The sequence below is a fragment of the Pseudoalteromonas sp. A601 genome (assembly GCF_002165575.1).
GTDB lineage: Bacteria > Pseudomonadota > Gammaproteobacteria > Enterobacterales > Alteromonadaceae > Pseudoalteromonas.
This window is the reverse complement of record NZ_MXQF01000006.1, coordinates 136,588-156,585: the sequence shown is the minus strand read 5'-3', so window position 1 is coordinate 156,585 and position 19,998 is coordinate 136,588. Positions and strand designations below refer to the sequence as shown.

Annotated in this window: 15 protein-coding genes; 6 read left to right on the top strand and 9 right to left on the bottom strand. The window is 41.5% G+C overall.

The window, feature by feature from the left end:
• Window positions 1–5: 5 nt before the first annotated feature.
• From B5G52_RS06800 to B5G52_RS06785, 4 genes are all read right to left on the bottom strand, one after another.
• Window positions 6–1,580 carry an alpha-L-fucosidase gene (locus B5G52_RS06800; RefSeq protein ID WP_217896170.1) on the bottom strand — a complete coding sequence of 525 codons (1,575 nt, stop codon included), beginning with the start codon at window positions 1,578–1,580 and terminating at the stop codon, window positions 6–8.
• Window positions 1,570–3,054 carry an arylsulfatase gene (locus B5G52_RS06795; protein ID WP_087531901.1) on the bottom strand — a complete coding sequence of 495 codons (1,485 nt, stop codon included), beginning with the start codon at window positions 3,052–3,054 and terminating at the stop codon, window positions 1,570–1,572. The genes B5G52_RS06800 and B5G52_RS06795 overlap by 11 nt, the downstream gene beginning before the upstream one ends.
• Before the next feature lie 140 nt (window positions 3,055–3,194).
• Window positions 3,195–5,060 carry a sulfatase gene (locus B5G52_RS06790; protein WP_087531900.1) on the bottom strand — a complete coding sequence of 622 codons (1,866 nt, stop codon included), beginning with the start codon at window positions 5,058–5,060 and terminating at the stop codon, window positions 3,195–3,197.
• Window positions 5,061–5,087: 27 nt separating this feature from the next.
• Window positions 5,088–6,473, bottom strand: a complete 1,386-nt coding sequence (locus B5G52_RS06785; RefSeq protein WP_087531899.1) for a sulfatase-like hydrolase/transferase — start codon at window positions 6,471–6,473, stop codon at window positions 5,088–5,090.
• A gap of 384 nt (window positions 6,474–6,857) precedes the next feature.
• Here B5G52_RS06785 and B5G52_RS06780 point away from each other — a divergent pair, with 384 nt between their 5' ends.
• Together B5G52_RS06780 and B5G52_RS06775 are read left to right on the top strand one after the other, a co-directional pair.
• Entirely contained in the window at window positions 6,858–8,495 is a 1,638-nt protein-coding gene (locus B5G52_RS06780) for an arylsulfatase (RefSeq protein ID WP_217896169.1), read from the top strand.
• A 299-nt stretch (window positions 8,496–8,794) separates the two neighbouring features.
• Complete coding sequence (locus B5G52_RS06775) at window positions 8,795–11,326, top strand: LamG domain-containing protein (protein WP_087531898.1); 2,532 nt, start codon at window positions 8,795–8,797, stop codon at window positions 11,324–11,326.
• A 150-nt stretch (window positions 11,327–11,476) separates the two neighbouring features.
• Here B5G52_RS06775 and B5G52_RS06770 read toward each other — a convergent pair whose 3' ends face one another.
• Window positions 11,477–11,863, bottom strand: coding sequence for a LysR family transcriptional regulator (locus tag B5G52_RS06770; protein ID WP_254911155.1), 387 nt, complete (start codon window positions 11,861–11,863; stop codon window positions 11,477–11,479).
• A gap of 103 nt (window positions 11,864–11,966) precedes the next feature.
• Between B5G52_RS06770 and B5G52_RS22330 the strand changes: the two genes are divergently transcribed.
• Complete coding sequence (locus B5G52_RS22330; protein WP_254911154.1) at window positions 11,967–12,371, top strand: pirin family protein; 405 nt, start codon at window positions 11,967–11,969, stop codon at window positions 12,369–12,371.
• Window positions 12,368–12,826: a pirin family protein gene (locus B5G52_RS22325; RefSeq protein WP_254911153.1), complete on the top strand. Its 459-nt coding sequence runs from the start codon at window positions 12,368–12,370 to the stop codon at window positions 12,824–12,826. Before B5G52_RS22330 ends, B5G52_RS22325 begins: the two co-directional genes overlap by 4 nt.
• Window positions 12,827–13,121: 295 nt before the next feature.
• Here the strand turns inward: B5G52_RS22325 and B5G52_RS06760 are convergent, their stop codons facing one another.
• The 4 genes from B5G52_RS06760 to B5G52_RS06745 all read right to left on the bottom strand — a co-directional run bounded on the left by B5G52_RS06760 (window position 13,122) and on the right by B5G52_RS06745 (window position 18,819).
• Window positions 13,122–15,002, bottom strand: coding sequence for a sulfatase (locus B5G52_RS06760; protein ID WP_217896168.1), 1,881 nt, complete (start codon window positions 15,000–15,002; stop codon window positions 13,122–13,124).
• Window positions 15,003–15,011: 9 nt separating this feature from the next.
• The gene (locus B5G52_RS06755; RefSeq protein WP_087531897.1) at window positions 15,012–16,913 is read right to left on the bottom strand and encodes an alpha-L-fucosidase; all 1,902 of its coding nucleotides are present in this window, start codon (window positions 16,911–16,913) and stop codon (window positions 15,012–15,014) included.
• 131 nt (window positions 16,914–17,044) lie between these two features.
• Window positions 17,045–18,448 carry a sulfatase-like hydrolase/transferase gene (locus tag B5G52_RS06750; RefSeq protein ID WP_217896167.1) on the bottom strand — a complete coding sequence of 468 codons (1,404 nt, stop codon included), beginning with the start codon at window positions 18,446–18,448 and terminating at the stop codon, window positions 17,045–17,047.
• A 95-nt stretch (window positions 18,449–18,543) separates the two neighbouring features.
• Window positions 18,544–18,819 (bottom strand): EF-hand domain-containing protein, encoded by a 276-nt coding sequence (locus B5G52_RS06745; protein ID WP_087531896.1) that lies wholly within the window; start codon window positions 18,817–18,819, stop codon window positions 18,544–18,546.
• A 452-nt stretch (window positions 18,820–19,271) separates the two neighbouring features.
• Here B5G52_RS06745 and B5G52_RS22195 point away from each other — a divergent pair, with 452 nt between their 5' ends.
• The gene (locus B5G52_RS22195; protein ID WP_217896166.1) at window positions 19,272–19,601 is read left to right on the top strand and encodes a sulfatase-like hydrolase/transferase; all 330 of its coding nucleotides are present in this window, start codon (window positions 19,272–19,274) and stop codon (window positions 19,599–19,601) included.
• A 43-nt stretch (window positions 19,602–19,644) separates the two neighbouring features.
• Window positions 19,645–19,974, top strand: coding sequence for a hypothetical protein (locus B5G52_RS22190; RefSeq protein WP_217896165.1), 330 nt, complete (start codon window positions 19,645–19,647; stop codon window positions 19,972–19,974).
• Window positions 19,975–19,998 lie beyond the last annotated feature (24 nt).

Here is a 19,998-nt window from a genome sequence, read left to right as displayed (position 1 = left end):
CCGCTTTAATTTAGTAAAATCTTAAACCCAATGACAGGTTGCTGCGGTAAAGTCTTAGGCAGTTTTATAATCAGTCCGTGCTCGTTGCGCTGCCAGTCAATCTTGCTGTTTGAGCCAAGCATAGATATCGAGCGAATATCTTTCTCCAATAGCCCACCCGTTTTCAATGCTTTGATTTGAATGTCTTTTTCGGGTGGCGCAAGTACAAAGGCAAATAAACTGTTGTCTTTTTGCGTAAAGCGAATGTCTTGAGCAGAAAAAGCTCTCAAGTTTTCACCTGCCCGCTTTGTGACAATCTTTAATGGGCCTTCACCAAAAATTTTCCAGGGCCGCGTAGCATAGATACCTTCACCATTAATTTTAATCCAGTCGCCAAATGCACGAATATAGGCAGCTTGTTCTGCTGGTAAAGTGCCGTCACCGCGCAATGCTACATTCATCATTACTACGCCATTTTTGCTAATGGCATCAACAGCGTTACCAAGTAACACAGGTACACTCATTTTGGTTATTAAATTTTTACGATAAAACCAGTTACCTGAAACATCCGTGGCCCACATCCATGGTTGCGCCTGTATTTCACCAAACATTCCGCGCTCTAGATTGTACGTAAAAGCGGCCTTATCCACTTTGGTGTTTTTAAATGATAGCACCCGCGTTTGTTTACCGTTATTTTCAATCAAATCGCGATTAATGAAATCGGAAAATAACGCCACACCAGAAACATCGCCAAATTTATCAGACGGATAAGGTGAATCATTATTAAACATATCTGGGTTATATTTTTCTATCAATTCCCAACTGCGCTCAAACCAATGTCTGTTCCAAGATTCCTGGGATGCAAATTCTGTTGGATGGTAGTCCATTGCAAAAAGTTGCCACTCTAACGTATTAGGTTGCTGATATTGACGAGCGGCGTTAAAAAATCGGGGGGCCCAATACAGATGTGTCGATACGCCAAACTTAAGGCCAAACTTAGTTGCTGCATTTTTCCACTCCTGGATCGTATCTCTCTTGGGGCCCATATCTACCGCATTCCATGGATGAGACGAGTCGTACATATCAAAGTTATCATGGTGTGTCGCCACTGGCATAACAAACCTAGCACCATTGTCTTTAAAAAATTTAACTAAGCCCTCAGGATCCCAGTTTTCAGCTTTAAAGGTGGGTATAAACTTTTCATAGCCAAACTTTGAAGGGTGTCCGTATCGTTTGGTATGCCACTCGGTTAAGGTAGCAGTGGTTTGCATATCTCTTTGAGGGTTTGGAGAGGGAGTGATAAAACCTTCTGTGCCGTACATTCTGCGTCCATAGTGAGAACCATCATGAGGACGATTTTCATCTATCGCTGAGGGAATCCCCCAATGGGTCCAAATCCCTATTTTCCCATCCACAAACCATTCTGGTACTTGATAATTCTCTGCCAAAGACTGCCAATTGGGCTCAACCAACTTGTTCTTATTTTCAGAATGGGTTTGATTATCGTTAATTTCCTGAGCGTAAGCACTTAACGTGCTTTGGCAACACCACATGAGGGTCACTAAACATGAGGCTTTAAATAAATTATTACTAACTTTCATCTGGACTCCAATGTATTATTCCGCTTTTTTCTCGTTGTTGGTAATATCGTTTAACCAGTGGTAAATCAGCTTCTTTCACTTTAGGTAGGCCTTCATTAACCATTAACGGAACAGCCTCTTCCCACCATTTTTCATAAGCTTTACGAAGACTAATTACCACTTTAGGGTACTGTGATGCTAGATTTTTAGTTTCCCCTGGGTCTGCATTAAGGTCATATAATTCTGTATTATTAACCAAGCGCCACCGCTCGGTCCGTACTGCATATTTACCGTATTTATTCGCTTCCATTTCACCCGCTTTCCAGCGTCCAGTATGAAAAAATAGCTTACGATCATCCCATAACGCTCTAGGATTATTTAATAAGGGTACTAATGAACGCCCATCAAGCTGCTGCATGCTTTTAGGCAGCTTTGCACCGGCTAAAACAGTTAATGTTGGATAGAGGTCAATATGAGCAGTTAAAGCATTAATATCGATATTTTTATTGAGTACACCTTGCCATTGCCAGTACATGGGAACTTTTGTACCGCCTTGATAAGCAGAATTTTTACGACCTTTTAATCCCGCATTAAACGGTATGATTTTCTTGCCATTTTTAATCATAGGAGGCATAGACATGCCATTGTCGGTCATAAATATAATGAGTGTATTATCTAATGCGCCCCATTGTGCTAATTTCGACATTAGGCGACCGACGTTATCATCAATATTCTCTATCATTCCATAGCGACCAGCAGTTTTCTCATCATATCCAGCATCTAAAAAGCGTTTCTTGTAACTTTCAGGAGCTATATAAGGTCCATGCGATGCATTTAGCGAGACATAAGCGAAGTACGGTTGCTTTGCCGAGTGCTGTTTTTTTATCCACGACAATGCTGCGCTAAAAAACAAATCAGTACAAAAGCCTTCTGTTTGAACAATCGTATCGTTATGCAGCAATACATTGTCAAAATATAAATTATCTTTATTGGGTGGAAAATCTCCTAAACGAGTTTGACCAATTCCACCAGCACCGTGCATTAATACTTCGTCAAAACCACGAGCTTGCGGCAAATATTGCGCTTCGTCGCCCAAATGCCATTTGCCAAACAATCCCGTCTTATACCCTGCAGATTGCAATGCCTGAGGCAGAGTAAGCACATCTAGTGCCATACGCTCCCGTTGTAAAATGGTATGGGTAACACCAACTTTGAAGGGGGGTAGACCACTCATTAAAGCAGCACGTGTGGGTGCGCACGTAGGGCTAACTTGAAAATCGTTAAAACGCACTGCGTTGCTAGCAAAACGATCAATATTAGGGGTGTTTACTATCTCGTTGCCCGTAAAGGAAAGATCCCCTAAGCCTTGGTCATCAGTCATAACCAAAATAATGTTTGGTTTGGAACCTGGCAAAGCTTCATCAAGCGGCTTTGCACTTGCATCGGTTAACACTATTGTTAGTAGAATAAAAACGAACGCATACTTTAATGTCAAAAAACGCTCCTCCTTCTGAGTTTAATTTAAGAGTTTCAATAGCGAGATAAACAGCCATTTGGCTCCTATATTCGAAATAGCTAAGCCCCTACAGCTTGTATATCATCAGCTAATATCACCGTTTAATAATATTGATTTAACTAGCGCGGCGTTTGATACTTATCGCTGGTCACTAAAAAGTTGTTTTCATCAATTAATACGAATACATAAGCATCATGACCTTTTGGTACATGACCACTTACGGTCATATCAGTTGAATTAATCGTTACCGGCAACTTCTCGTAAGTTATTACCACTCTGCCTCGCGCCTCTCGCTTATCACTACCTTTCGTTTTTGCAATTTCTGCCAGTAAATAGGCTTCTTTTATGGCAGTTTTACCGCCAACTAAACTTATTTGAGCTTTTCGTTTAGCCTTATTAAATTCACTCGATGATACTTCTGGAACGAGTGTTCTGGCCGCAACATTGTCGTTACTCTGGGGGTTTAAATGTGGATAAACTGCATTATTTTCTTTGAGATGCTGTTCTAAATTAGTCGATAACTCTTTTGCTACACGGGCATACTCTGGCTCTGTGATTAAATTGTTATTTTCTTCAAGATCATAGCGTTCGCCGTCTTTATATAAACGGTACAAAGAATAACTATCATCAAGGTAATACTTGTAAAGTTTAAAGTCCCCTTGCCGGATTGCACCGCGCATTTGAGAACCTTCGTAGTGCGGGAAATGCCAAAATAAATTTTTTCTCAGCGAACCATCAGCATGAGTTGCTTTTTCTTGTTCATTTTGAAGCACTGACGATAAATCCACTCCACTTAGCTTAGCTTCATACTGCTTGGAGATTGTGGTATTAGTTAAAGCTAAAATGGTTGGATAATAATCTAGCTGATTTACCATCCCGTGGTGAGTCGTGTTAGGTTTAACTACTGGACCAGCCACGACCATGGGCACTCTAATTCCTCCTTCTTCTGTGTGCTTCTTCCCTTTATCCAGTGGGAAATTATCGGTTATTATTTCTGTATCTTTATTTTCGGTCCCACCATTATCAGAAGAAAAGAAAATATAAGTCGTATCGATTAACTTTTTACCTGGATTGCGAGGGTCATCAGTTTGCTCAAGTAACGATACTAAACGACCTAAACTCCAATCAACCGTTGTAACCATTGCGCCATAGTAAGGATTGGTTTGCCCTGGCGTAGTAATAGGATCGCTTGATTGTGGAAAGGCAATACCTAGTTTGTCGGTATAATGTTGTAGCAGGGCCCTGTTTTTAGTAATAATGGGAACGTGTACCATCCAATGGGCTAAATAAAGAAAGAATGGCTCATCTTTATTTTCTTGCACAAAATGTAGTGCATTCTCGGTGACTAAATCGAAGGGATAGGAAATACCGTTTGGGTTTTTTTCACTATATGGCAAGTACTTTTCTTTACTTAAAGGAAATTTTTTATTATCAAAATCTTTATGACGTTGCTTTGATCCTCTATGCGCTCCTCGCTTATCGAAAGAAAAATCAAAACCATGTGCTTTGGGATAATTACTCGCATAATTGCCTAAATGCCACTTCCCAACATGACCCGTTTTGTAACCGCGGTCTTTTAATGCTTCTGCTAGTGTTAGCGTTTCGGGAGAAAGGTGATCATTAATATAAGGGGCTATTAATTTACTATGTTTGTTTAAGGCAGTTGGAATTTGCGCCCCAAGAACATGGGTAAAGTTAGTTTTTGCTGGATGTTGTCCCGATAATAATCCCCCTCTTGAGGGGGCACAGGTAGGTGCTGGAGAATAAGCTTGGGTAAAATTCATACCGCGTTTAGCAAGTGCTACCAGATTAGGAGTTTCCCATGGTGTTGGTTCATCGATATCGTTTAATTGCGTGTCTTGCCATCCTAAATCGTCAACATAAAAAATGATAATATTAGGTTTATCAACCGTTACAGTGGCCTTATTTGCTATTGCCTCTTGGCTTAGGAGCACAATGCAAATAAGCCCTAAAAATTTATACATAAATTATCCCTATAAAATAACGGTGTATTAGTAATTCAGGGTGGCGCCCTTTCTTGGCGGGTTTGTTTCATTTTCCCACCATTGATTTGGCCCGTCAGTTTTAATGTCTTCCCAGGTTTCAATTAACTTGGCTTTCATCGTGTTTAACTTTTCTGGCATTTTGGTCGCAAGGTTGTTTTTCTCTTGCCAATCTTCTTGCACATTAAACAACATAAATTCAGTAAGTGTATCGTTACCCACTATTTTCCAATCGCCAATACGCATTGCCACGCGATCTTCTGCCGGAGAAACGTGAGTTCGCCAAAATAAAGGAGTACTGCGGTTAAGTTCTTTGCCTTCTAGCGCGGGCAAAAAGTTAACACCATCAATTTTACGATCGCTAGGGGCTGCAATACCGCCTACGGCGAGAACAGTACTAAAAATATCGGAGCCAATTATAGGCGTATCGTTCACTGAACCGGCATCAATATGGCTTGGCCAACGTACCACAAATGGCACTCGAATCCCGCCCTCAAAGTCATTTCGTTTTTGCCCTCTAAGGCCACCACTATTGCCACCAACACCCACTACAGGGCCGTTGTCTGACAAGAACATAATTAAGGTATTGTCGCTGAGATTTTGCTCGTCGAGCACGTCCATTATTTTCCCCAAAGCGAAATCCATTTGAGTAATGTTGCCAAAGTACTTCTTGTTTACCGCATTTTCATTTGGGTACAGTTCTGAAAATTTAATATCTGTTGCAATAGGCTTATGTGGTTCATGAAACCAAACTGACATAATAAACGGCTTGCTTGCATCCCTTCCTTGTTCAATCCACTTTATCGCTTCGTCAGCAACCAATGGCGCTGAATACCCTTTTAATTCGCCTACGGGTTGGTGGTTGCGAATAAAATTATTTGGATTTTTATGACTTGGTACAGCATTATTTTGAGTCGCAAACCAGTAATCGAATCCATGGTCGTCGGGATGAGGATAACCTTCTTTATGAAATTGTTGTTTCGATAGCAAGTGCCATTTACCGAAATGCCCAGTGGTATAACCGGCTTGTTTAAACAAAGTGGGGTAAGTAATTTCACTCGCGCGTAAATGCGCTTTATGGCTACCTGATAGGTGGCGCCATACACCATTACGGTACGGTGTTCTGCCGGTTAAAATTGCTGAGCGTGCCGGTGAGCATACCCCTGCTGCAGAGTACCCTTGCGTGAACTTAACACCTTGGGCAGCTAATTTATCTAAATTTGGCGTTTTTATCGTTTGATGACCATAGGTTGCAGAGTCTCCCCATCCCATATCATCGGCCATCACCACTATAATGTTCGGTTTTGATGCAGCAGAGACATCATTAGCCGCTAACGCGATTAAAGGCAATACCCACAGCATAACCCCTACTAGATAGTTGTTTCTCATACTCATTCTTAACCTCTCTGACCGCCGAATACTATTTAATATTAGACAAAATAAAATTACTATTTTATATTTGAAACAGTATTCTATATTGAGAACAAGTTGTATATCAACAAAAAATTCGCTTGTTATTAACAAAAATTTAAATGGCGAATCCGCGCTTCACCATTAATAAAATATCTATTTGATGATTTAGTTATAGGGACAGCAATCAAACTGTGGCTACTCAATGGCATACTGTCGTCATAGCCTCTCGATGCGCTAACCCCGCTTTATTGCTGTTTAGCCCATTGCGAGATACACCTGACTGATGTAAATAGCCTGTTGATAAAAATATCAGTCACAACACAATTATTTTCAATTACCCATGCACCCACTAGGAAATACAGTACAATGAAAATAGGTCAACGCACTATAGACACAATAAATGATGCTCGTATTGATACGTTCGTAAACCGCGTTATGAGCAGCAAAACCTACCAAGTAGGTATAAATAAATTGAAAGCAACGATTACGACAGGTGCCGCAACAACGCGTTGCAGGTTTATGCTCATAGCTAGCTTTTTACTCGCTCCCCTATTTTCGTATGCAGAAGTAAGCAAGCCAAACATTATATTTATAATGAGTGACGATCAGGGTTACGGAGATGTGTCTGCATTTAACCCAAACAGTAAAATTAATACCCCCGCAATTGATAGATTAGCAAAAGAAGGCATGATGTTTACTGACGCACATAGTGCCTCTGCTGTATGTACGCCAACAAGATATGGGGTATTAACAGGTCGCTATCCATGGCGTACTCGTCTGCAAAAAGGTGTGCTAGGTGCTAGAACCAGCAAATTACCAGATGGAAGTATCAGTGTCGGCGACGAGCCTTTAATTGATGGAAAAACACTCACAGTCGCTCAGTTTTTGAAAGGGCAAGGTTACGATACTGCCATAACCGGAAAATGGCATTTAGGCTTTAAATATATATTACCTAAAGATACTGCAATAGATAAAAGTCGAGGTAAATATTACGATGCGGTTCCTGTGGGCACCAAAATAGTCGGTGGCCCAATTGAAAGGGGGTTTGATAAATACTGGGGGTTTCATCATGCTCGTCAAATGGGTACTTGGATTGAGCAAGATGAGGTTACTTATAACTTAGAAAATACTGATGAGATGTTAAATCGAATCACGGTGAAAGCGGTAGATTATGTATCGGATCCAGCAAGGAAAGCAGCCCCCTTCTTCCTATACGTGCCATTTAGTGCTCCGCATAGCCCTGTAGTACCTAGTAAAAATTGGATTGGTAAGAGCGGAATTAATAAGTATGCTGATTTTGTAATGGAAACCAATAATTCGGTAGAGCGCATATTGCATGCTTTAGACAAGGCTAAGCTATCAGACAACACGATTGTTATTTTTACAACAGACAATGGTACTTCGCCCAGTGCTAGAATAGAACAATTGATTGCGGCAGGGCATCATCCAACTGCAGACTTGCGTGGCACCAAAGCAGATATATGGGAAGGTGGACACCGAGTGCCTTATATTGTTCGTTGGCCTGGGCACGTAAAAGCAGGCTCAACGTATGATAAACCTGTAGTACATAACAGCTTATTCGCGACAAGCGCAGACATATTAAATGTTGACCTACCAAACAATGCTGCGGTAGACAGTTTTTCGATATTACCTGCATTAAAAGGTTCTGAAGAAGAGACCCATCCAATAGCCATTCATGCCTCCGTATTAGGTCACTTTGCTGTGCGTGTAGGTGATTGGAAACTAGCCACTTGTAAAGGCTCATGTGGCTGGAGTAAAGGAGGGGATAAAAATACGCCTATGCAGTTATACAATATGAAAACCGACCGTGCAGAAACCACTAATTTGTTTAACGAAAAACCTGACATAGTGGCACAGCTTAAACAACAATTAGAGCAAGCGGTATATAATGGTTACACCGTTGATGGGAAAACAGGGAGTAATGATGTCCCTGTCACGATTTACAAGAAGAGCAAAGTAAAAAGTAAAAAAATCAGCCATTAAAAATATACCCCGCTCATTGCCTGCGATCTCAGCAAGTAATACCTGATATGCAACGCTAGGTGCCATTTTATATATCGCCCTAGCGTTGCCTGTCGAGCTGTTAACACTTATGAATGCATTCGCCATTGACTGCCCCCCCCTCGCCTATAACAATTGTAATGAGGAAAAAGGCCCTTGCTCCCCTAAAGGCAATAAAAAGTAACATTTTATTGACAATTAACAGGCTTCATCATACCGTATATGAAACAATGTTTTAAATACACAACAACATAGTAAGCACATTAGCTAAAGGATCTGATATGAAATTACGAACAGCGTGTTACACAGCATGCTATACGGCGTTAACCTTAGGGATCGTGTCTTGTAATAGCCATACAGACCCCAATGCTGATAATAACGAGGCAGAACTCATAGCGGATAATAGCCAAGAAGAACCCGAAGCTGAAGATACCCAGGAAGAACCCGGAGCTGAAGATACCCAGGAAGAACCCGGAGCTGGCGAGAGTCAGGCAGCAATAAAAGCACACTGGATGCAAGGGAATTGGGGAATTAGTTTCAGAATATCAGGTGGCGATATCAGTCAAGGCGAAAGCCATGTAAATGAATATCAAGTAACACCGGCTGTCGAACAAATGGCTGCAATTCCTGGACTAACTTGGTTACAAGTAAATTTAACGAATGGCGCTTTTGGTGACCGTTTCATTGTACCCGTACCGGAAGTTGAAGCAATAAACCCCAATTCTGCCCCCAATAGCATAAATGATTTGTATGATCCTACCTTACCAGGCACCGATCTTTTCAGCCAAATAGCCACTGCACTTCACGCTAAAGGTATAAAAGTCATTGCTTACGTTGCCACCCAAGGGCCAGGGATGCTGAAACATGGCGCTGAAAGATCAATGGATTATGACGATTCGATTATTGATGAGACAGACGGTAGCCCCTGTAAATCGAAAAGACCTCTTGTAAGCGATCCAGACACGCAAGTGTATTGTTCTGAGAATATGAACCGCTGGCGAGATCATGTCTTAGAAAAATATCCATCAACGAGTTTGCATCACAGTTTTCAATTGTCTTTAGTCAATATCGTAAAAACATTATCGCTTCGCTATGGCGAGCTTATTGATGGTTGGTGGTTTGATCATGCCACATACGGCGATTACGCATTATTGCCTGATGCAGCAAAAGCTGGCAATAGTGAAGCTGTCGTTGCTTTAGGTTTATCTGAAGACGTTCATCTTGATAATAATCCTGACGTCCAAGAGGACTTCACGGGTGGACACCCTACCCCGATAGCGCGAACAGTGTCGTCTTCTGACATTAATTTACCCATGTTAACCGCGATTGAAGCAACAGAAAATGGTTTCTTTCCAGCGACTGTTGATGATGATGTTGATGCCGTTGGACACATGTTTATGCCCCTGCAACAAGCATGGAATGGCGGTACCGTGGTATTTTCTGAAGCAAAAGGCAGTGATTGGCTAAATAGAGCTACAAACGCTAACGGCGCGTATAGTTGGGCTTTAAGCCATGAAGGCTCAATTTCAGGAGGAGAGCCCATGTTGATTTCTGAGCCTCAAGCAAAGCTGATGACGCGTATGCAAGTCAATAGAGGAAAACAGTTACAATTAAATTTAGAAGGTGCTGACGGTTCAACTGCTTATGATGATTCTGTAAACCAATATACGGCAACCGTTAATGGTGCTTCATTTGTGCAAGATATGACAAGAGGAAACGTTGCCAGCTTAACTGAAGACGATACCCTGACGCTAGATAGCTATACGGGTGTTTTAGGTGATAATGCGCGTACCACATCAGCATGGATAAAAACCACAGACACTACAGGCGATATCATCCAGTGGGGTAACACTGCCGCGGGTGAGCAATGGCAATTAGACCTCGCTGATGGAGTACTTAGATTACTTTTAGATGATGCAACAGTTGTCGGTACAACCGCTATAAACGATGATCAATGGCATCACACTGCGGTTGTTGCCCCCGACAATACCGTTGGCAATATTGAAATATATATAAATGGCATCTTGGAAAATGTCTCTTTCAGCGCTAATACTGCTACATTTGAAACCGTGGAAGATAGCACTGTCCAAATAGGGGGGGCATTTACCGGACTGATAGACAAAGTCGCTATTCATGATCGCGCTTTGGCCGAAACTGAAATAGATTACCTTGCAAACTCAGCGGATGCCGATCTCGATTTAGAAGTGGCTTACGATCTGCGTTTTAATGAGGTATCTAGTAACACCGTTACTGATAGCTCAATTTATAAAAGAAGCGCCACTAACAATGGTGCAATTGTTGGCGTATATGATAGCAGCCGCGACAGCGAAGTGTACTCGTTTGACGGAGACGCGACGGTTGTTGCCGACCGTTACAATGGTGTTAATGAAGGCGAACCTCGCACTGTTATGGCATGGATAAGATCAACAAACGGTAATGGCACCATTATTAAATGGGGCAATAAGAAAACTGTCGATGGTGAACAATATGTTGTCAGTGTGCAAAATGAGGTATTGAGTGTAAGCATTACTGGTGGATCAATTAAAGGTACCACCCTGCTTAATGATGGCGAATGGCATCATATTGCAGTTGTCTCGCCAAACGAACAACTAAGCAGTACAAAGCTATATGTTGATGGGGTATTAGAATCAACAACGCTTGCAGGCGAGCAAACAATTATTAGCACTTATACCCTTAGATCAAAAAGTATAGATGTTGAAATTGGCGAAAATTTTATCGGCGAAATGGATGATGTTTTAATCCACCAACGCGCCTTAAAATTGTTTGAAATAAAAGCCAAAGCAAACCTTTAATAATAAATTACGTCATAACCGTTTTAGTTTCTCTTCAAACAACACGGATGAAGAGAAACTAAACTTAATTCCAACGTGTACCCGCACCGTCTGTTCGTTATTCTTCGTCAAAGCTTTTGTATTGTTCTGCAAGGAAATCTATTAACGTTCTCACGGCCGGTAACATTCCTCTACGACTTCCGGGTACCTGGCCATAAACTGAGCGAGCATATCGCCAATATGCGCATGTAACAGCGCGATAGGACAGGTTAATCGAACCGTCCCCCTCGGCTCAGATTTGAGTGAATCGATGGCTTCTTGGGCAGTCTCGGCTTCAATTAACATTGCTTTGCAGTGCTGAAAATAGGTTTGACCGACTTCGGTTAGATGGAAACTACGTGTCGAACGATAGATCAACTTAGTATCCAGCCTGTTTTCTAGACCTGTCACCCGTCGACTCAACTTAGATTTTGGAATTCCTAACGCACGACTTGCAGGTGCAAATCCGCCGTATTCACAGGCTTTGACGAAATAATAAAGGTCATTCAGATCTTGCATCTTCAGTGTTCTATTTTTGGAACTGTGATTCGCATTGTAGCAATCTACCGGATTATTGTGCCATATGTATTATCTATACAAAGACATTCTTTGGAGAGAAAGCATGAAAAAAGTGGAAGGCATTGTAAGTCCCCCTTCATCGCATTGGGTTGGTAACGGGTTTCCCGTGCGGTCGCTATTTTCCTATCACCAACAAGCGCAAAAGCTAAGCCCGTTCCTACTACTGGACTATGCAGGCCCTATGACGTTTCAGGGTGACGGCAAGAAACGCGGCGTCGGCGTGCACCCTCACCGTGGATTCGAAACTATCACCATCGTATATCAGGGTGAAGTAGAGCATCGCGATTCAACTGGTGAGGGCGGCGTCATAAGTCCCGGTGATGTTCAATGGATGACCGCGGGCGCTGGTATCTTACACGAGGAATTCCATTCTCAAGCATTCAGCAACAATGGCGCGTGCTTCAGATGGTGCAGTTATGGGTTAATTTACCGGCGGATCAAAAAATGACGACGGCTGGATATCAGGCACTACATAGCGATGTCATTCCAGTGATTGATCTGCCTAATAACGCTGGCACTTTGCGGCCAATAGCAGGTGAGTTCGAGGGGACCACTGGGCCAGCGCATACTCATTCGCCTATGCAGGTCTGGGATACTCGCTTAAACGCCGGTGGACAAGCTGGTTTTCATCTGCCAGACGGTTGGACCGCTTCTTTAGTAGTACTTGAAGGCGCGGTTTGTGTGAATCGTTCTTGGCCGGTCACCGAAGGTCAATTGGTATTACTCAGTCGCGGTGACACGAGTGTCGAGGTGCATGCACAAGTACCTAGCTTGGTATTGGTACTTAGTGGTGAGCCGCTTAATGAACCAGTAGTCGGGCATGGCCCCTTTGTGATGAATAATAAATCAGAGATTTTGCAGGCCTTTGACGATCTAGAGAACAACTGTTTTGGCCGTCTGTAAAATGACGCGGCTATCTGCCGTACTACCATTACCATTGAGGAACTAATTATGAGCTTTAACTATAATCGTCTCGACAAAATGGAAAAACTGAAAACCTGAATAACTTTCGATTCATTGATTATCCTTTCTCAATTTGACTAATGCTTACTTGCGTCTTACGTCATTGAGTCGCTTTTAGTGAGTATAAACAAAAGCTCGCATGGACATTTATGCAATCCATACGAGCTTAATAAATAACAAATCACGGAGCATAAGTATGTAAATTAACCTTATGCTCCCAATGTTAGACTCAAAACTACGATTTATACTTATCTGACCTTACTAAGAAGTTATTCTCATCAACCAGAATAAATAAATAGTCTTTGTGCTCTTTAGGAACAACCCCAGACACAGTCATTTCTTGTTGATTAATTTCTACCGGTATTTTTTTATAAGTAATAACGAGCTTTCCACGCTTTTCAATTTTATCACTGCCTCTTGTTTTCGCTATTTCTGCCAGTATATAGGCCTCTTTAAGCTTAGTTTTACCTTGCACTAAGCTAATTTTCGCAACACGGCTTTTTTTATTAAACGTACTGGATGCAACTTCAGGCGCTAATAATCGTGTCGGGCCATTTGCTGCATTGTCTGGGTTCAACTTGGGGAAAATAGCGTTATTTTCTGATAATAGCTGATCTAGGTTCTTTGATAACTTCTCTACAACATCAGCATATTCAGGTGCTTGTGCTAAATTGTTTTTCTCTTCGATATCAAACCGCTTACCGTCTTTATATAAACGATATAACGAATAAGTGTTATCTATGTGATGCAACGTTAGCTTAAAGTCACCTTCACGAATAGCACTTTGCATAGACGCATCACTATTGTGTGGAAAATGCCAAAAGAGATTTTCCCGAACCTCACCATTATCATACGTTGCTGGCTTATTTTCATCTTGCAGTACCGGCGACAAATTAACACCGCTTAACTTTTCTTTGGCATTTTTAGCTATCGTTGAATCCGTGAGCGCTAAAATCGTTGGGTAATAATCAAGTTGATTAACGATTCCATGGTGCGTCACATTTTTATTAACCGCTGGGCCTGTAACGACCATTGGCACTCTTATTCCACCCTCTTCGGTATGTTTTTTACCCATATCTAAAGGGAAGTTATCGGTGATCATTTCTTTCCCCGATTTTTCAGCACCACCATTATCAGATGAGAAGAAAATATAGGTAGTTTCTATTAACTTTTTACCTGGGTTACGTGGATCATCGGTTTGTTCAAGTAACGACACTAAGCGACCTAAACTCCAATCAACGGTTGTTACCATCGCGCCGTAATATGGATTAGTCTGACCAAGCGTTGTTACCGGATCAGGACTCGTTGGAAAAGGTATGCCTAACTTATCCGTGTAGTGCTCTAACAACGCTTTATTCTTAGTAATAATTGGCGTGTGTACCATCCAATGGGCTAGATAAAGAAAGAAGGGGTCATCCTTATTTTCCTGCACAAAATTTAACGCGTTTTCTGTCACCAAATCCAAAGGATAAGAAATGCCGTCAGGGTTCTTTTCACTGTAAGGAGGATACTTTTCTTCGCTCAGTGGAAACTGTGCATTATCAAAATCTCTATGCCGCTGTTTGCTGCCTGTGTGTGCCCCCCTTTTACCAAATGAAAAATCGAAACCCGCTGTTGTAGGTGCATTATTTGCGTAATGCCCTAAATGCCATTTTCCTACATGCCCTGTTTTATAACCGTTTGCTTTTAAGGCATCCGCTAGTGTTAGAACATCATCCGAAAGATGATCGTTGTAGTAAGGCTCGATTAGTTGACTGCGACTATTTAGAGGTGTTGGGATCCCAGCACCTAAAACGTGAGTCAGGTTTGTTTTTGCAGGATGCTGGCCTGACAGCAAACCTCCCCTCGAGGGTGCACATGTTGGTGCCGAGGAATAAGCTTGAGTAAAGTTCATGCCCTGCTTCGCGAGCGCTAACATATTGGGAGTTTCCCAGGGTGTTGGCTCATCTACATCATTGAGTTGGCTATCTTGCCAACCCAAATCATCCACATAAAAAACGATAACATTTGGTTTTACAAGCTCAGATCTCTCTGCCATCGTGGTGCCGGCTAAAGCACCCGCGGATACACTCATTAGTATTGAAAAGCTAAATGATGCCAGTAGTATTTTTTTCATCAGAAATCCTTATTCTACAATGGGCGTTAAATGAATAGCGCGAAGATTAATGCCACCACCAACAACCTTACCTTTAGGTGTAACGGTAATCGACTGCTTGCCTTGTTTTAGTGATACTACGCCAACTTCATCGGTGCGGTAGCGATATAAGGTTTTTCCTCCGCCCATACGTTTAGAGTTTTTACGCTCACCGGTATCAAGTGCTTGCATCATCAAAATTTCGCCGTTAAAGGAAAATACCCATTCACTATAATCAACCACGTCATCCGCCGAGTACTCCACCTCTATAAAGTAATCTCCTGATTCAGCCACGTCGACTTCCCACTCGCCTTTGGCGCCATCAGTCCAACGCAATAAATTGTTGGCGTAATTCCAGTCACCAAATTTTTGCATCCAGCGAATTTCTTTTTTCACACAACCATCACAGCTCGCGAAAACCGAATTAAGTGTGGTTGTAATACTTGGATCGATACCAATAGTTTTATCTATTTCAGGCTTTCCTTGCAATTCAACAACAATAACAGGCACTAATACATCTGGCTTTTCCATTGCTAAGGTAAAGCTTGTAAAACCATTATCATTCTTATCAAAGGTTACTTCGCTTGAATTCTCACCGAATAAACCATCGATAAGGCCAGGTTCTTCCGAGTTTAATATACGAGCAGAACTTATCTGGTTTTTTAATCCCGCTAAGTGAATTTGGTTATTTTCAGGCCAGTCAAAAACATGCAAATATAGTTTGTTGCCTTTAACCGTAATATCTCCCCAAGCTTGTGCTCGTCCCCATGGAGAACCCTCCGCGCCATAGATAGTTTCGCCGCTATGCCTTAACCATTCTCCAGCTCTAAGTAAGCCTTTAGCTGCCATTTCGGGTACTTTGCCGTTACCTTTAGGACCAATGTTAAGCATGTAATTACCGCCACGTGCTACTGTTGAGATTAAGCGGTGTAGAATTTCTGTACCCGATTTCCAGTTTTTGTCGTACCAAGCATCGCCCCAACTGTTATTTGTTGTATCAATGGTTTCCCAAAGGCCTGGGTGATTTACAAGTGACAGGCTATGATCACCTAACGTGGAAAAGTCGCCAACACCATTACCAATGCGGCTATTTATCATGGTTTTTGGTTGTAAGCGACGGGTTAAATCAACTAATTGTTGAGATTGTTCCTTTGTCATATCTCCAGGGGTATCAAACCATACTGTACGAATTGGCCCATATTCACTCAATAATTCAGTAACTTGAGGGATAACTTTGCGCTCAAAGTATTCCGTAAAGTCGCCTTCTTGTTTTTCTGAAGACCAAGGAATACTTGCACTACCTTGTTCGTACCAATCTTGCATTTGCGAATAATAGAAGCCCAAACCTATGCCCGCTTCGGCACATGCATCTGCCAATTCTTTTAACGGATCGCGTTTATATGGGCTTGCATCTTCAATGTCATAAGTGCTGCTTTTAGAGTGGTACATTGCAAAGCCTTCATGGTGCTTAGCCGTTATCACAATGTTTTTCATACCCGCATCAACCGCTAATTGAACAATAGCTTTTGCATCAAATTCAGTTGGATTAAACTGGGCCGCTAATTCTTTATATTCTTGTTTTGGAATATCAGCAACTCGCCCCGACATTAACCACTCAGAAATCCCATAGTATGTCTTTCCTTGCCATTCACCCGCAGGAATAGAAAACAATCCCCAGTGTATAAACATTGAATATTTGTCTTGTGCAAACCATTCGCCACGTTCCGCATTGGCATGCTTGGCCTTGTCGATGGCGCTATCGCCCCACAACTCATCCATAGATTGCGATTTTTCTGCATTGCTTTCTTGAGCATATGCAGGCACAGATAATGCTGTAGAAATAAGTAAGGCACTCGCAATGGCAACTGCACACTTTTGTTTAATTAATTTCATGGGTGTTCCTATAATCTAAATATTTAGTATGTGTCGTTTGTTTGCACTCAAAACTGTTTTTACCCAAAGTAAAAGTGCAAAATTCAGTGTTCGACTGCAGTGTTGACACTACTTTTTTAATTGTGAATAAATTACTGTCTTAATTCTGAGAATGTCGATGGCTTAGGCGATGTAGGCAGTGTCTCGTTCCAAGCGATTGCTAAGCCAGTTAACTTTTTAACAATTGCTGGATACTGACTGGCAACATTCATCGTTTCAGCGCGATCTCTCATAATGTTGTAGAGTTCGATACGGTTTTCATGTTGAAAATAGAATAACTTCCAGGGTCCTTCACGCACCGCAAGCATTGGTTTTTTGCCCGACTTTTTGCCATATTGCCATTGCCAGTACAAAGGTTTTTCACGCGTCAAAGTGCCACCTTTTAATAAAGCCAGAATACTTTGTCCGTCAGGTTGGTAATTTTGAGGTAATTTTGCACCCGCAATGTCTGCAAAAGTAGGTAATAAATCGACCGCGGTCACAACGGATTCAGTATCTACTCGCCCTGCTGGTACAGTGGTCGGCCAACGCACTAAAAAGGGAACTCGTAATCCACCTTCATAAGTGTCACGTTTCTGTCCGCGTAATCCTGCAGTTGTACCAACACTAAAATAAGTGCCTAAGGGGTCAATACCTTCTACTTTCCCGTCTGGGTCATGATGGTGAAAATGGTTGTTTTTCGACCCCGTCACTTCAGGGCCATTATCACTAGAAAACACAATGAGTGTATTTTCAGCTAAATTTAATTCGTCTAACAGGTTTAGTATTTTGCCTATACGCTGATCGGCCCCATCTACAACCGCAGCATAAACTTGATCTTGCTCGTTTAAATGGGTGTACTTCGCCATTGAATCTTGCGGCGGATAATGCGGCGTATGTGTTTCGTGGATCCATAAATTGATAAAAAAAGGGACGTCTTTATTACGTTTAATAAAATCGGTCGCATCATCATATAATTTAAAGGTATCGGTTTGTGGACCCGGCCCATTAAATACAGCCGCTTCGTCGTACCCATATTCAGTGGGTAATGGCGCATCTTTAATATTTCGATTGGTTAAATGCCATTTTCCGAAGTGAGCCGTTTTATAGCCCGCCTGTTGCAAAACTCTGGGCATGGTCACAACATTTTTATCAAGCCAATCTGGCATGGCATAATTATCGTGGTGCTCAAAAGTGGCAAAGTGACGATGAACACTGTTTCTTGCCGGATACTGACCGGTTAAAACCGCTGCTCGACTAGGAGAACACACAGGGTTAGACACACTAAATTGATAAAATTCAGAACCTTCATTTGCTATCCTATCAATGTTTGGAGTTCGAATATCTGGATGGCCATGTTTACTGATATCTCCCCAACCTAAATCATCTGCGAAAATGAAAATGATATTTGGCTTTTCTGTCTGTTCCGCAGAGTCAACTTTAATAGCTGCATAAGACGCCGATGCCATAAATATGCCTGCAACCGCAACAACGATTTTTATTTTATTAAATGTCACTACTATCCCCCTACATCTTTTAAGGAAGTTAAGCTGATAAGTTAAGGCTTTTGCATACAACAAGGGCCTTAACTATTCAGAGACTGCTATTTAACTTACTTATTTTTTTTCTTTTTCTTTTTATTTGCTTGTGCTGCAAATTCCTCTGGCGTCAGTAAACCATCTCCATCAACATCTAATCGAGCGAAACGCTTAGGACCTTTTTTAGGGTTTTTAATTTTTGCGGAATACTCTTCTACTGACAATGCGCCATCAGAATTAGTATCGAATTTACTAAAGCGACTTTGCTTAGCGTGTGCCTCTGTAGAAACTACAAATAATAGTGCTGTGACAACTACACTTGATAATGTTGTTTTTAAAACATTTTTCATGGTGACATCCTTAATTCACTGTTTGTGTGTGTGTGAAATTTTTAAACTGATGACAATTCATCTGTCACCCAGTAACTACATCTAATCCACCGAGCTTTAATGCGGTTTGAAACGTTCGATTAAGCAATTTAAACACTCGTATCGCTCACTTCTCTTTATAACCCCTTAAACCATGAGAGATTTAGATAACATCAGATTAACACAAGATAATCTCGTATGTAAAAATATATTTTATATATAAATAAGGTGTTCTGATTTTACATCTATTTTTATAAACAGCGATAACTTAACTGTGGCGTTTTATTATTCACTGCCACTATAAAAGTGATCGCTCGCTTAATATCAGTGTTGAATCTTTATTAAAACCAATTAAAGCTGTTATTTTTCAAATTTGCTAGTAAAACTTTAATTCAAATATAAAACGAAATGTAAGTCTGCAGGAATATCTCAATATGATTTTTAATAATAGACATAGAAAAGTACCGGCACCGTTTGTAAATAAGCTACTATTAATCGTCGCTATCGCATTAACGTCAGCATGTTCAGACGATAACACTGTCAGCCAGACAAAGCCCAGTACTAAGCAGTTACCTAACATCGTGATTTTATATGCCGATGCTCTTGCCGCCGGCGATTTAGGTAGATTCAATCAAAGCTCTAAAATACCCACCCCTAATTTAGATAAATTAGCGATGCAAGGGCGAAGCTTTACCGATGCTCATTCGTCATCGGGTGTCTGTTCCCCTTCTCGATATGCATTACTGACTGGGCAATATCATTAGCGTAAATTCCACGACATTGTAAAGATATTCGGAGAGTCTGCTTTTGACCCTGAGCAACTTACTCTGCCAGAAATGTTGCAACAAAAAAGACTACATCACGGCTGCCATTGGCAAGTGGTATTTAGATTGGGGTTGGAGCTATATCAGAAAGCAAGATGCGCCGCTAGGCGCTGCGCCCAACAATTTTGATTGGCACAAAGCAATAGAAAACGGGCCAACCGCCCATGGCTTTGACTATTCCTTTGGAGACAACGTAATTAACTTTCCGCCTTATGTCTGGATCAAAAATAACCGCGTAACCCAAATACCCGACACGATGGTACCTTATGGAAAAATAAAAAAGGAAAAATGCGTTATCGAGAGGGCCCAATGATAACCGGGTGGGATCCTTATGAAA